The organism is Nocardia sp. NPDC057353, assembly GCF_042667085.1.
In the GTDB taxonomy this organism is placed as follows: domain Bacteria; phylum Actinomycetota; class Actinomycetes; order Mycobacteriales; family Mycobacteriaceae; genus Nocardia.
This window is the reverse complement of record NZ_JBHVAK010000016.1, coordinates 39,052-51,770: the sequence shown is the minus strand read 5'-3', so window position 1 is coordinate 51,770 and position 12,719 is coordinate 39,052. Positions and strand designations below refer to the sequence as shown.

Below are 12,719 nucleotides of genomic sequence, written 5' to 3'. Positions count from 1 at the left end.
TTCAGTACTGGGTGACGCCCTGGTCGACGGCGACGCTCGCCGCCGTCATGGCGCGGGACCGATCCGAGGCCAGCCAGTGCACGGTCTCGGCGATGTCCTCGGGCTCGGCCACCCACAGTGGCAGGAACGGAGTGATCATGTGCGCGAGTTGCGGGTTGGTCTCGATGGCGCGGCCGAGCGAGGCGACCATGTCGCCGGTGCCCATCGGGGTGTTGACCGCGCCCGGGTGCACGCTGTTCACCCGGATCCGGTGCTTGCCGAGCTCGGCGGCGAGCGCGCGGGCCATGCCGGTCACCGCGTGCTTGCTCGCGGTGTAGTGCACCATGAACGGCTGCATCTTGAGCCCGGCGGCGGAGCTGATCAGGATGATCGAGCCGCCGCGGTCGCCCGCGATGATGTGCGGCGCCCCGGCGCGCACGGTGTTCCAGACGCCGGTGACATTGATGTCGAGCGTGTCGCGGAAGGACTCGTCGGTGATGGCGTCCCAGGTCTGCGGGATGCTGATGCCCGCGTTGGCGACGATCACATCCAGCCGGCCCAGCTCGGCGACACCGGCGCCGACCGCCTCGCGCAGCGCCGCCGCGTCGCGCACATCCACCGCCGAGGCCAGGATGCGCCGCCCGGTGGCCTCGACCAGGCGCACGGTCTCGGCCAGGTCGTCCGGGGTGGGGGAGTCGTAGGGGACGGCGGGCGGCAGCGGCCCGGCGATGTCGACCGCGATGATGTCGGCGCCGTCGCCCGCCAGCCGCACCGCGTGCGCCCTGCCCTGGCCCCTCGCCGCCCCGGTGATCAGAACGACCCTGCCCTCGAGCTCGCCCGTCATTGCACTCCTCGATCGGTCCCGCCGCGGGCAAGCCCCGTGCCGTTCTGTATATAGTAAGCACAACGGTAAATGCTCCGGAAGCACTCCGCCGAGTCTGCGGCGGTGCTACGGTCTGTCTTACCGAAGGGTTATCCGTCCGCAAGGTCGCGCGGGCGTCGCTGAAGGAGTGCGCGGATGTCGCAGATCGTCGGTTTCGTCGGGGCGGGCCGGATGGGCAGGCCCATGGTGCGCCGGTTGCTCGATGCCGGGCACCGGGTGCGCGTGTTCGCGCGCCGCGACGAGGTCCGCGAGCGGCTGCGCGGGTGGGGCGCGGAGCTCGCGGCGACGCCCGCGGAGGTCGCGGACGGCGCCGACGCGGTGATCACCTGCCTGTTCTCCGACGACCAGCTCATCGAGGTGCTCGGCGGGGCGGAGGGCGTGCTCGCCGCCGCGGGCCCCGGCGTCCCGGTGGTCTCGCACAGCACCGGCACCGTCGCGACGGTGACCGCGCTCGCCGCCGCGCATCCCGGCGCCGGCGTCCTGCTCGACGGCCCGGTCAGCGGCACCGCCGACGATATCGCCGCCGGTCGGCTGACGGTGCTGCTCGGCGGGCCGGAGGAGACAATCGCCCGCGCGCTCCCGGTCCTCACCGCCTACGCCGACCCGGTCATCACCACCGGCGCGCTCGGCACCGCGCTCAGCGTGAAGCTGGTGAACAACGCGCTCTTCGCCGCCAATGCCCAGCTCGTGGCCGCGGCGGTGGCGGTAGGCGAGCAGCTCGGCACCTCCGGCGAGCAGCTGCTGGCCGCGCTGGCCAGGTGCAGCGGCGAGAGCTACGCCGCCAAAGCGGTGCGCACGACCGGCGGGCTGCCCGCCTTCACCGCCAATGCCGCCCCGTTCCTGCGCAAGGACGTGGCCGCGTGCCTCTCGGCGGCCGGGGACCTGGGGGTCGATCTCGGCGAGCTGGCCTCCGTCATCCGCACCGGCCCGCTCGAACTCGCCTGACCGCGAAAGGCTCGACGATGAACCTCCCCCTGACCGAGCCGGCGCCGGGCCTGGCCGGACCCCGCGAGCTCCTGGAACTGCAGCGCGCGGCTTTCCTGCGCGACGGGCCGCCGCCTGCCCAGGTCCGGCGCGAGCGGATCGACCGGCTGACCGCCATGGTGCTCGACAACGCCGACGCCTATGTGGAGGCGCTGGTCGCCGATTACGGCACCCGCTCGCCTACCGGCATCCGCTTCACCGAGATCGTCGGCATGCTCTCGGTCCTCGAGCACACCCGCGCGAACGTGCGGCGCTGGATGCGCTCCCGGAACCCGAGCCCGGCCGCGCGGCTGGCGGGCATCCGCGCCGAGGTGCAGCCGACGCCGCTCGGCGTGGTCGGCATCGTCGGTCCGTGGAACTTCCCGCTCAACCTGGTCATCCTGCCCGCCGCGGCCGCCTTCGCGGCGGGCAACCGGGTGATGATCAAGATGTCCGAGGTCACCGCGCGGACCGCCGAGCTCACCGCGCGCCTGGCCGCCGAGTACTTCGACCCGGCCGAGCTGGCGGTGGTCACCGGCGGGCCCGACGTCGCCGCCGCCTTCACCGCGATGCCCTTCGACCACCTGTTCTTCACCGGCTCGCCGCGCGTCGGGCAGCTCGTGGCGCGGGCGGCGGCGGAGAACCTGGTCCCGGTCACCCTGGAATTGGGCGGCAAGAACCCGGTCGTGGTCGGCCGCGCCGCCGATATCGGCCGGGCGGCCCGGCGGATCGCGCGGGCCAGGATGGTCAACGGCGGCCAGGTCTGCGTCTGCCCCGACTACGTCTTCGTGCCGGAGGAGCACTTCGCCGCGTTCACCGGCGCGCTCCGCACCGAACTGCGCACGCTCTACCCGGCGATCCAGGACGACGCCGACTACACCGCCAGCGTCGACCGCGCCAACTACGACCGGGTGCTCGGGCTGATCGAGGATGCCCGCGCCCGCGGCGCCGAGGTCGAATCGCTGGCCCCGCCGCACGAGCCCGAGGCCGACCCGGTCACCCGCAAGATCGCGCCCACCCTGATCACCGGTGTCACCGACGACATGCGGGTGGCGCAGGAGGAGGTGTTCGGGCCGGTGCTCGCGCTGCGGCCCTACGGCGCGCTCAGCGAAGTGACGGAGTACGTCTCCGCCCGCCATTCGCCGCTGGTCGCCTACTGGTTCGGCCCGGACGACGCCGAGTTCCGCACCTTCCTCCGGCACACCCGCACGGGCGGCGTCGCGCGCAACGACTTCGCCATCCACATGTTCCCCAGCGACGCCCCCTTCGGCGGCGTCGGCCACAGCGGCATGGGCGCCTACCACGGCAAAGCCGGATTCGACACCTTCAGCCACCACCGCACCGTCGTCGGCTCCGCGCTGCCGTTCCCGGTGACCGCGCTGGCCGCGCCACCCTTCACCCCGTTCCTGCGCAACGGCGTCGGCCTGGCGCTGCGCGCCGCCGCCTTCCGCACCCGCCGCCGGCTCGGCCGATGAGCACCCCCGACCTCGAGGAGACAGCAGTGTCCCGCTCCGTGACCACCGAGTTCACCCTCGTGCACACCGCCGACGTGGTGGCCGCGCAGATCCCCGACCGCGAACTGGTGGTGCACGGCGACCGCCGCTACACCTACGCGCAGATCGCCGAGCGCTCCCGCCGGCTCGCCGCCTTCCTACACGCGCAGGGCCTCGGCTGCCACCGCGAGCGCGGCGAGCTCGCCGGGCACGAGGTCGGGCAGGACCTGGTCGGCATCTACGCCTACAACGGCCCCGAGTTCGTCGAGGGCATCGTCGGTGCCCTGCGTGCTCGGGTGGCGCCGTTCAACGTCAACTTCCGCTACGTGCGTGACGAGCTGCGGCACCTGCTCGCCGACTCCGGCGCCACCGCCCTGATCTACCACGCCGCCTTCGCGCCCCGGCTGGCCGAGGTGCTGCCCGAGCTGCCGCACCTGCGGGTGCTCGTCCAGATCGCCGACGGGTCCGGCAATGCCCTGCTCGACGGCGCGATCGACTACGAGACCGCGCTGGCCTCGGCCGACCCTGCCGCGCTCCCGGTCGAGCCGACCCCGGACGACCTCTACGTGCTCTACACCGGCGGCACCACCGGCATGCCGAAGGGCGTGCTCTGGCGCCAGCACGACCTGTTCGTCGCCGCCTGCGGCGGGCGGGACATGAACACCGGCGCGGTGGTGGAGTCCTACGAGGTCATCGCCGAGCGGGTCGCGGCGAATCCCGGGCTCAAGCTGATGATCCTGCCGCCGCTCATCCACGGTGCCGCGCAGTGGGCGGCGCTGACCGCGCTGAGCTCCGGGCAGACCGTGGTGTTCCCGCCGACCGTGGAGCGCATCGACGCCGACGAGGTGGTGCGCACCATCGAGCGCGAGCGGGTCGCGGTGGTCACCCTGGTCGGCGACGCCATGGCCCGGCCGCTGCTCGCGGCGATCGAGTCCGGCATCGCCGACGTCTCCTCGCTGGTGGCGATCGGCAATGGTGGTGCCGTGCTGAGCCCCGCGCTCAAGGAGCGGCTGCTGGCCGCCAAGCCCGGGCTGGTGATCATCGACGGCGTCGGCTCGTCCGAGGGTGGTGCGCAGATGTCCCAGGTCTCCGCCGCCGGTGCGCCGTCCACCGGGACCTTCAGCGCGGGCCCCCACACGCGGGTGGTGGCCGAGGATCTCGGCTCGGTGCTGGAACCGGGGCACGAGGGGATCGGCTGGCTGGCCCAGCGCGGCTACGCACCGCTCGGCTACAAGGGCGACGCCGACAAGACCGCCGCGACCTTCCCGGTCATCGACGGCACCCGCTTCTCGCTGCCCGGCGACCGGGCCAGGCACCTCGCCGGTGGCGGGATCGAGCTACTCGGGCGGGACTCCATGACCATCAATACCGGCGGGGAGAAGGTCTTCGCCGAGGAGGTCGAGATCGCCCTGGGCTCGCACCCCGCGGTCGCCGACGTGATCGTTGTCGGCAGGCCGAGTCAGCGCTGGGGGCAGGAAGTGGTCGCGGTCGTCGCGCTCGCCGACGGTTCCGCCGCCACCCCCGAGGAGCTGACCGCGCACGCCGGGCAGAGCCTGGCCAGGTACAAGCTGCCCAAGGCGGTGGTTTTCCGGCCCGCGCTCACCCGCAGCCCGGCCGGCAAGCCCGACTACCGCTGGGCGCGGGAGCAGGTCACCGGGTAACCGCTTCTAGGGTTGGGCCCATGGCGGGAACCAAGGGCGGCAGGCCGCGCAGCGACCGGGCACATCTGGCGATCCTGGAGGCCACGCGCGACCTGGTGGCGGAGCGGGGGTACGAGGGCGTCACCATCGAGGCCATCGCCGCCGCCGCGGGCGTGGGCAGGCAGACCGTCTACCGCTGGTGGTCGTCCAAAGCCGCCGTGGTGACCGAGGCGGTGACCACGGGTGTCCTCGCGCCCGAGGCCGCCGCGCCCGCCGACACCGGTGACGTCCTGCACGATGTGCGGACCTGGTGGTCGGAGTACCAGCAGGCCGCCCACGACCCCGAGCTGGCGGCCATGCTGCGCGGGCTCGCGGCCGCCGCTGCGGAGAGCGCCACCGATGCTGAACGGCTCTACGAGCACATCACCGGGCCGCTGGAGCGTGCACTGGTCGCGCGGTTGCACGCTGCCGTGCGCGCCGGGCAGCTCCGGCCCGATGCCGAGATCGCCGCCGCCGCCGAGGCGCTCATCGCGACGCTGCTCTACCGGCTGCTCACCACCGCCGAGCGCGAGGCCGGCGCCGGGCTGGTCGACCTGCTGCTGAGCGGAATGCTCGTCCCGCCTTCCGCCGACGCGGCCGAGCGGGTAGCGTCCAGTAACGAGACATAATGTCTCGAAACCGAGGAAGGGTGGCGTCATGGTCGACGCAGAGGCGAACCGGGTCGCGATCGTCACCGGTGGTGCTGGTGGCATGGGGGTCGCCACGGCGGCGATCCTGGGCCGGGAGCAGACGGTGGTTCTCGCTGACGTCCGGGCGGAGCGGCTCGAGTCCGCGGTCGCCGGGCTGGCGGAGCGCGGCGTCACCGCGGTGCCGGTTACCTGCGATGTCACCGATCCGGCGGCGGTCGAGCGGCTCTTCGAGACCGCGGCGGGGCTCGGGGTGCTCGAGGCTGTGGTGCACACCGCCGGGGTGAGCCCGAGCATGGGCGATGCCGCGTTCGTGCTGCGGGTCAACGCACTCGGCACGCTGCTCGTCGGCGAGACGTTCTTCCGGGTCGCGGGCGACGGGGCCGCGATCGTCAATGTGGCCTCGATGGCCGCGCACATGTTGCCCGCCGAAGCCGTTCCGTCGCAGCATTTCCCGGTGGCGCTCCGGGACAGCGTGGCTTTCCTCACCGAGCTGGAGGCGGCCTGCGGCGTCGTCCCCGAGGAGGCGCGCTCCGGCTACGCCTATGCCGTCGGCAAGAGCTTCGTGCGGTGGTACAGCGCGTCCCAGGCCGAGCAGTTCAACGGCCGTGGGCTGCGCATCGTCTCGGTGTCGCCCGGTTCGATCGATACCGAGATGGGGCGGCTCGAGGCCGAGGCGGGTGCCGGAGCGATGGTCGCGGACTTCGCGGTGCCGCGCTGGGGTAGAGCCGAGGAGATGGCGGAGCTTCTCGCCTTCTGCGTCAGTGCGAAGGCCGGTTACCTTACCGGCACCGATATCCTCTCCGACGGCGGCGTGATCGCCTCTATGCACGAACGTGCCCGGGTGGCGGCCGCGCAGTAGTCGGGTGTCACAGCGCGCTCCATCGCCACGGCTTCGGTACGTGACCGCGCAGGCAGGCGATGCGATGCCGGGCCTCGGCCGCCGCCTCCTGGTCGCGGTGGGTCAGGCCGATCGCGAAGGTGACCCAGCGCAGTTCCTGGATATCGGCGAAGATCCGGAACTCCGGCGTCGAGGTCACGTCGTAGCCGCCGTACGCGGTGACGAAAGAGCGGTAGTCGGTAGTGCTGAGGCGCGTGAAGTCGGCGTGGTCGACGGCGAGTTGCACGAGGTCCCATTCGGGTCGCCCGCGGGAGACCTTGTCGAGGTCGAGGAAGATCGGGGTGCCTTCGGCAGGCACGACGAGATTGCCCTGCCAGGCGTCGCCGTGGATGACCGTGATCCGCACCGGGGGCGGGAGTTGTTCGTACCGCTGTCGCAGTGACGTGGAGTGCCGAAGCAGCCACTCCCGGTCGTCGGCCTCGAGCGCGTCGGCTGCGGCGATCCGGTCGGTCGCTCAGCTCGAACAAGCCATTTCGATCCTACGACCGCTCCGGCGTCATCGCCGACCTCGAAGACGCCCTCGCTGCCTACTTCGGGACCCGATATGCCGTGCTCACCAGCTCCGGCACTGCCGGCCTCTACTCGATGTACGCCGCCTGCGGCCTGAGCCTCGGCGACGAAGTCATTGTTCCTGCCTACACCTTCTTCGCCACCGCCACCCCGCTCTTGCATCTCGGCGTGGTCCCGATCCTGGTCGACTGTGATCACACCGGCAACCTCGACCCGCACGAGCTTCCAGCCCGTATCACGGAAAAGACGAAGGCGATCGTCGTCACCCACATGTGGGGCATGCCCGCGCAGCTACGAAGCCTTGCTGGCCTCGCCGAGGTCTATGGGCTGCAACTCCTCGAAGACGGCTCCCACGTGCACGGCGCCACCGTCGCGGGTCGCAAGATCGGTACGTTCGGTCGTGCCGCTGCGTTCAGCATGAACGGGCCCAAGCCGCTCTCGGCGGGCGAAGGTGGGTTCGTGCTCACCGACGACGAGCACCAGCCCCGCTCACCCATCTCGACGACTACCTCATCGGTCGCTGCCGGACGGCTGCCCATAGAGCTGCCCGGCTGGCCGATCTCCGCGGCATCTCCGCGCCGCAGCCCGAAGCCGGGGTACGTCCGGCCTGGTACGGGATGGCTCTGCGATATCATCCCGACGAACTCGACGAGATTCCGGTCGAACGATTCCACCGGGCACTGCTCGCTGAAGGCTGCCACGACATCGACCGCCCCGGCTCCACCTGCCCCCTCGATCTGCTGGAACTGTTTCAGAATCCCGGGCCGCTGTTCCCCGGCTACACCACCGAATTCGCGTATAAGCCGGGTGAGTTCCCGTGCGCCGAGGACCTGCACCACCACACCCTGAAGCTCCCGGTATGGCACCGGGAGCAAGACCTGCCACTGGTCGACCGCTACCTCGACGCGATCGAGAAAGTGGTCTGCCATGTCGGCCAACTGAAAGGATGACGCTGTGTCAACTCCCATCGAGGTACTCGTTGCCGATGCTCGGCGCGACGGCGTCCAGCAGCTCGTTGTCGGCGCGGTCATTGACGACGGCGGCCGTGTCCTGCTGCTCCGCCGCCCTGGTGACGATTTCATGGGCGGCATCTGGGAACTGCCCAGCGGCAAGGTCGAGGCGGGCGAGACGCTCGAACAGGCCGTAGTCCGCGAGGTAGAGGAGGAGACCGGACTCCAGGTCACGGGAGTCGGTCGGCACATCGATAGCTTCGACTATCGATCCGGCGGTGGAAACTCAGCCGCCAGTTCAATTTCGCCGTTGCGTGTGACGCCCTCGAACCGGTCCGGCTCACCGAACACACGGCGTACTCCTGGGCCGCCCTCAGCGGCGACGCCCCCGTCACCGACGCTGTCGCACAGACTCTCGCGGCCTATCGGGCGCGCTGAGCCGCACGCACCAGACCGCCGCCGATAATGAGGCGCTGAATCTCGCTGGTCCCCTCGTAGAGCCGCAGCAGGCGGACGTCGCGGTAGATGCGCTCCACGGCGACATCGCGCATGTAGCCGGTCCCCCCGTGCACCTGAACGGCGAGATCGGCGACCTGATTAACCATTTCGGTGCAGTACAGCTTGGCAACGGAGGGCGCGATCCGGCGATCCTCCTCGCTCACCCACAACCGGGCCGCATCGCGGACGAGAGCACGCCCGGCCATCACCCCGGTCTGCATATCCGCGAGCATGGCCTGCACCAGCTGGAACTCTCCGATGGCAGTGCCGCCCTGGGTGGCGCCCGCGGCGTAGGCGACCGATTCGTCCAGGGCCCGCTGGGCGGCGCCGACGGCGAGCGCGGCGATGTGCACCCGCCCGCGCGCCAGCGAGCTCATGGCCGCCCGGTAGCCGACATCCTCGCTCCCGCCGACCAGCGCGTCCCCGCCGACACGGACGCCGGTGAACCGGACCTCGGCGGTCCACGCCCCCTCCTGGCCCATCTTGCGATCCTTGGGCCCGACCTCGACGCCCGGCGTGCGCGCGGGCACCAGGAAGACCGCGATCCGCTCCGGCGCGGTGCGGGCGAACACCACGAACAGGTCGGCGACCGGCGCGTTGGTGATGAACCGCTTCTGCCCGTCGATGACCCACTCGTCACCGTCGCGGGCGGCCGCGGTACGCAGCGCGGCGGGGTTGGAGCCCGCCCCCTCCTCGGTCAACGCGAACGAGGCGACCACCTGCCCGGATGCGATATCGGCCAGCCAGCGCTGCTTCTGCTGCTCGGTGCCGTAGCCGACGAGCACCTGCCCGGCGATGCCGTTGTTGGTGCCGAACAGTGAACGCAGGGCGAGCGTGGTGTATCCGAACTCGAGCGCGAGCTCGACGTCCTGAGCCAGGTTCAGCCCGAGCCCGCCCCACTCGGGCGGCAGCGCGTAGCCGAACAGCCCCATCGCCTTCGCCTGCTCGACGATCTCGTCGGGGACCCGGTCGTCCGCGGCGATCTCGCGCTCCCTGGGCAGCACGACCTCCCGGACGAACTTGCGCGTCTGGGCGAGGATCTCGCGGAACTCACCCTCGGTGACCGCATCGTCTCCGGTCGCACTCGTCATCGCTGCTTCCTCCTGGTTGTGTATGTGCTTACTGTAAGACTAGCGGTAAGTTGGTGACCATGACGGCGTTCGATACGGGTGTGCTGATCCTGCGGCTGTGCCTCGGGCTGACCATGGCGGCACACGGCTATGCGAAATTCTTCTCCGGCGGACGGATCGCGGGCACCGCCGCCTGGTTCGACGGTATGGGAATGCGGCCCGGCGTGCTGCACGCCCGGCTCGCGGCGGGCACCGAGGTCGGGGCCGGGCTCGCGTTGGCGGCCGGCTTCCTCACCCCGCTCGCCGCGGCCGCCTTCGTCGCGCTGATGCTGGTGGCGGGCTGGACGGTGCATCGTGCGCACGGGTTCTTCATCGTGCGCAACGGGTGGGAGTACAACCTGGTGCTCGCCGTCGCGGCGATCGCGGTCGCGACCATCGGCGCGGGCCGGATCTCGCTGGACCATCTGCTCTTCGGCTCGGACGCCGTCGCGGGTTGGACCGGGCTCGCCGTTGCCGCCGGGCTCGGGCTCGCCGCGGGCGTGGCCCAGCTCGCGGTCTTCTACCGCCCGGGCGCGGAGCCGGCGTGAGCACCGACGCGGCCGCCCGGTTCGCCGCGGAGCTGGCCGAGCGGCTCGCCGCCTACGGTCCGCGGCCGTTCGTGGAGTTCGAGCGGCGCTGGTACAGCGGCACCGAGATCACCGGCTGCGCCGAGTCGGTGAAGGCAGCGCTCGACGCCGCCGGGGTGCGCCCGGCCGACCCGATCGGGCTCGTGGTCCGGAACCGGGTGCCGCACGCGGCGGCGGTGCTCGGGTTCGTCGCGGGGCAGCGGCCGCTGGTGATGATCAACTCGTACCAGTCGGCCGCGGGCATCGCACGGGAAGCGGAGACGGCCGGAGTTGCCGCGGTCGTGGCCGCCGAGCGAGACTGGACGCCCGAACTCCAGGCGGCGTGCTCGGCCGCCGGCAGTGCTGCTGTTCTGCTACCCGCCGAGGCGGACCTCGACGGCGGTGCGCGGATACTGCTGCGTCGTGCTGCGGCAGCGCCTCCGACGGCCCAGATCGCCGGACTGCACCTGCTCACCAGCGGCACCACCGGACCGCCCAAGCGGGTGGCGCTCGGCACCGCGGCGCTAGCGCACACCGTGCTCACCATGACCGGCGGCCGCACCGCCGAGCCGGACGACCCGCCGGAGCTGGTCTGCTGGCCCTTCGGCAGCATCGGCATCTGCCAGCTGCTCGCGGCGCCGTTCCTCGGCATCCGGATGGTTCTGCTGGAGAAGTTCACCGTGCCGGAGTGGGTGCGCGCGGTCCGCGCCTACCGGGTGCGCCGGGCCGGCGTGCAACCCGCCATCCTGCGCATGTTGCTCGACGCCGACGTGCCGCCCGCCGACCTGGCCACCCTGGAGTACCTGCCCGGCGGCTCCGGGCCCCTGGAACCGGAACTGCGCGCCGAATTCGAGCAGCGCTACGGCATTCCGCTGCTGTGGGCGTACGGCGCCACCGAGTTCGCCGGCTCGGTCTGCGCCTGGACGCCCGAGCTGCACCGCCGCTACGGCGCGACGAAGCGCGGCACGGTGGGCAGGCCGCTGCCCGGGGTCCGGGTCCGGGTGGTCGACGCGGAGACCGGCGCCGAGCTCGACGCCGGCGCGACCGGGCTGCTGGAAGCGGTGGTGCCCGCGCTCGGCCCGGACTGGATCCGCACCACCGACCTGGCCTCCGTGGACGCCGACGGCTTCGTCACCATCCACGGGCGATCCGACGGCGCCATCATCCGCGGCGGTTTCAAGATCCTGCCGGAGCGGGTGCGCGCGGTCCTGCTGCGCGATCCGGGCGTGCGCGACGCCTGCGTCGTCGGCGTCCCCGACCAGCGGCTCGGCCAGGTGCCGTTCGCCGTGGTCGAGCGGCGCGCCGGGAGTCCGGCGCCGGACCCGGCGACGCTGCGCGCGCTGGTCCGCGCCCAGCTACCGAGCCACCACGTCCCGGTCGCGGTGCTGGTGGTGGACCGGCTGCCCCGCAACGCGGCCATGAAGGTCCGGGTTGACGCGGTCGCCGCGCTGTACCGCCGCGACGGCTAGATTTTGGGCAACTTAATTGTGGTCAACTGAAATGTGCACTACCTTGGGGGAGTGGATGTCCTCGCCCTCGATCAGCAGCTCTGCTTCGCGCTGTACAAGGCGTCGCGAGCGGTGACGTCGGTGTACCGGCCCGCGCTCGCCGAGCTCGGCCTCACCTATCCGCAGTACCTGGTGATGCTGGCGCTGTGGGAGCGGGACGGCCGCGAGGTGCGCGACCTCGCTCGCGAGCTGGAGCTCGACACCGGCACGCTCTCTCCGCTGCTGCGCCGCCTGGAGCGCGGGCAGCTGGTGCGCCGGGAGCGTCGGGCTGCCGACGAGCGGCGGGTCGCGGTGCACCTCACCGCGGCGGGGGCGGCGCTGCGGGAGCGCGCGATCGCGGTGCCGCACCTGCTGGCACCGCGCACCGGGCTCACGAGGGAGGAAATCACTGAGCTCCGCTCGACCCTCGACCGGCTGGCCGGCACCGTGCACCGCGCGGCGTGACACCACACTTCGACACCCATCCGACGACGGGAGAACAGATGAAAGCCCTCTACACCGCCGAGGCCATTGTGAGCGGCGACGGCCGCAATGGCGCCGGGCGCACCTCGGACGGCAACCTCGAGGTGACCCTGGCCACGCCGTCCGAGATGGGTGGTTCGGGTCAGGGGACCAACCCCGAGCAGCTGTTCGCCATCGGCTACGCGGCGTGCTACCACTCCGCGCTGCGCATGGTGGCCAAGCAGGCGGGCGCGAACGTCGAGGACTCCTCGGTCGGCGCGCAGGTCGGCATCGGGGCACTCGACGGCGGCGCCTTCGGGCTCGAGGTCACCCTGGAGGTGACGCTGCCGCATCTCGACCACGCCACGGCGCAGAGCCTGGCCGACAAGGCGCACCAGGTGTGCCCGTACTCGAACGCCACCCGGGGCAATATCGACGTCACGATCACCGTCGCCGACGACTGATCGCTTCTGCCGCGAGGTCTCCGGCATCTCGGCCGACTCCGGTCGCCGAACCGCCGGAGGCCTCGTCGCGTTCGGGACGTCCCCTGTGCTGGAGTGGCTCCGCGTGATCCGCCGATGAAGGTGCGGGT

The 12,719-nt window shown here is 71.8% G+C and carries 14 protein-coding genes; 11 read left to right on the top strand and 3 right to left on the bottom strand.

The features are described 5' to 3' along the window. Position 1: 1 nt before the first annotated feature. The gene (locus tag ACFUUZ_RS10915) at positions 2–823 is read right to left on the bottom strand and encodes a mycofactocin-coupled SDR family oxidoreductase (RefSeq protein ID WP_378694809.1); all 822 of its coding nucleotides are present in this window, start codon (positions 821–823) and stop codon (positions 2–4) included. A 174-nt stretch (positions 824–997) separates the two neighbouring features. Between ACFUUZ_RS10915 and ACFUUZ_RS10910 the strand changes: the two genes are divergently transcribed. Genes ACFUUZ_RS10910 through ACFUUZ_RS10890 form a run of 5 tightly spaced genes read left to right on the top strand, consistent with a single transcriptional unit; the run spans position 998 to position 6,506 of the window. Then, the gene (locus tag ACFUUZ_RS10910) at positions 998–1,807 is read left to right on the top strand and encodes an NAD(P)-dependent oxidoreductase (protein ID WP_378694807.1); all 810 of its coding nucleotides are present in this window, start codon (positions 998–1,000) and stop codon (positions 1,805–1,807) included. A 17-nt stretch (positions 1,808–1,824) separates the two neighbouring features. Beyond that, on the top strand, positions 1,825–3,300 hold the full coding sequence (locus tag ACFUUZ_RS10905; RefSeq protein WP_378694805.1) for an aldehyde dehydrogenase family protein: 1,476 nt from the start codon (positions 1,825–1,827) through the stop codon (positions 3,298–3,300). A gap of 26 nt (positions 3,301–3,326) precedes the next feature. Beyond that, positions 3,327–4,979 (top strand): acyl-CoA synthetase, encoded by a 1,653-nt coding sequence (locus ACFUUZ_RS10900; protein WP_378694803.1) that lies wholly within the window; start codon positions 3,327–3,329, stop codon positions 4,977–4,979. Between the two features lie 20 nt (positions 4,980–4,999). Beyond that, positions 5,000–5,626, top strand: coding sequence for a TetR/AcrR family transcriptional regulator (locus ACFUUZ_RS10895; RefSeq protein WP_378694801.1), 627 nt, complete (start codon positions 5,000–5,002; stop codon positions 5,624–5,626). Between the two features lie 28 nt (positions 5,627–5,654). Continuing rightward, positions 5,655–6,506: an SDR family oxidoreductase gene (locus ACFUUZ_RS10890; protein ID WP_378694799.1), complete on the top strand. Its 852-nt coding sequence runs from the start codon at positions 5,655–5,657 to the stop codon at positions 6,504–6,506. Positions 6,507–6,513: 7 nt separating this feature from the next. On the opposite strand, the gene ACFUUZ_RS10885 is transcribed toward ACFUUZ_RS10890, so the two are convergent. Continuing rightward, a complete protein-coding gene (locus ACFUUZ_RS10885; RefSeq protein WP_378694930.1) occupies positions 6,514–6,987 on the bottom strand; it encodes a phosphotransferase family protein in 474 nt (157 codons plus the stop codon). On the opposite strand from ACFUUZ_RS10885, the gene ACFUUZ_RS10880 reads away from it, so the two are divergent. Both ACFUUZ_RS10880 and ACFUUZ_RS10875 read left to right on the top strand, forming a co-directional pair. Continuing rightward, positions 6,924–7,904 (top strand): DegT/DnrJ/EryC1/StrS family aminotransferase, encoded by a 981-nt coding sequence (locus tag ACFUUZ_RS10880; protein WP_378694797.1) that lies wholly within the window; start codon positions 6,924–6,926, stop codon positions 7,902–7,904. The two genes, ACFUUZ_RS10885 and ACFUUZ_RS10880, sit on opposite strands and share 64 nt — an antisense overlap. A gap of 105 nt (positions 7,905–8,009) precedes the next feature. Continuing rightward, positions 8,010–8,471: an NUDIX domain-containing protein gene (locus ACFUUZ_RS10875; protein WP_378694796.1), complete on the top strand. Its 462-nt coding sequence runs from the start codon at positions 8,010–8,012 to the stop codon at positions 8,469–8,471. On the opposite strand, the gene ACFUUZ_RS10870 is transcribed toward ACFUUZ_RS10875, so the two are convergent. Beyond that, positions 8,428–9,594, bottom strand: coding sequence for an acyl-CoA dehydrogenase family protein (locus ACFUUZ_RS10870; RefSeq protein WP_378694794.1), 1,167 nt, complete (start codon positions 9,592–9,594; stop codon positions 8,428–8,430). The two genes, ACFUUZ_RS10875 and ACFUUZ_RS10870, sit on opposite strands and share 44 nt — an antisense overlap. A gap of 59 nt (positions 9,595–9,653) precedes the next feature. Here ACFUUZ_RS10870 and ACFUUZ_RS10865 point away from each other — a divergent pair, with 59 nt between their 5' ends. Genes ACFUUZ_RS10865 through ACFUUZ_RS10850 form a run of 4 tightly spaced genes read left to right on the top strand, consistent with a single transcriptional unit; the run spans position 9,654 to position 12,591 of the window. After that, the gene (locus ACFUUZ_RS10865) at positions 9,654–10,160 is read left to right on the top strand and encodes a DoxX family protein (RefSeq protein ID WP_378694792.1); all 507 of its coding nucleotides are present in this window, start codon (positions 9,654–9,656) and stop codon (positions 10,158–10,160) included. After that, positions 10,157–11,647, top strand: coding sequence for a class I adenylate-forming enzyme family protein (locus tag ACFUUZ_RS10860; RefSeq protein WP_378694790.1), 1,491 nt, complete (start codon positions 10,157–10,159; stop codon positions 11,645–11,647). The genes ACFUUZ_RS10865 and ACFUUZ_RS10860 overlap by 4 nt, the downstream gene beginning before the upstream one ends. Positions 11,648–11,698: 51 nt before the next feature. Beyond that, positions 11,699–12,130, top strand: a complete 432-nt coding sequence (locus ACFUUZ_RS10855) for a MarR family winged helix-turn-helix transcriptional regulator (RefSeq protein WP_378694788.1) — start codon at positions 11,699–11,701, stop codon at positions 12,128–12,130. 38 nt (positions 12,131–12,168) lie between these two features. Next, complete coding sequence (locus ACFUUZ_RS10850; RefSeq protein ID WP_378694786.1) at positions 12,169–12,591, top strand: organic hydroperoxide resistance protein; 423 nt, start codon at positions 12,169–12,171, stop codon at positions 12,589–12,591. The last annotated feature ends 128 nt before the right edge of the window (positions 12,592–12,719 follow it).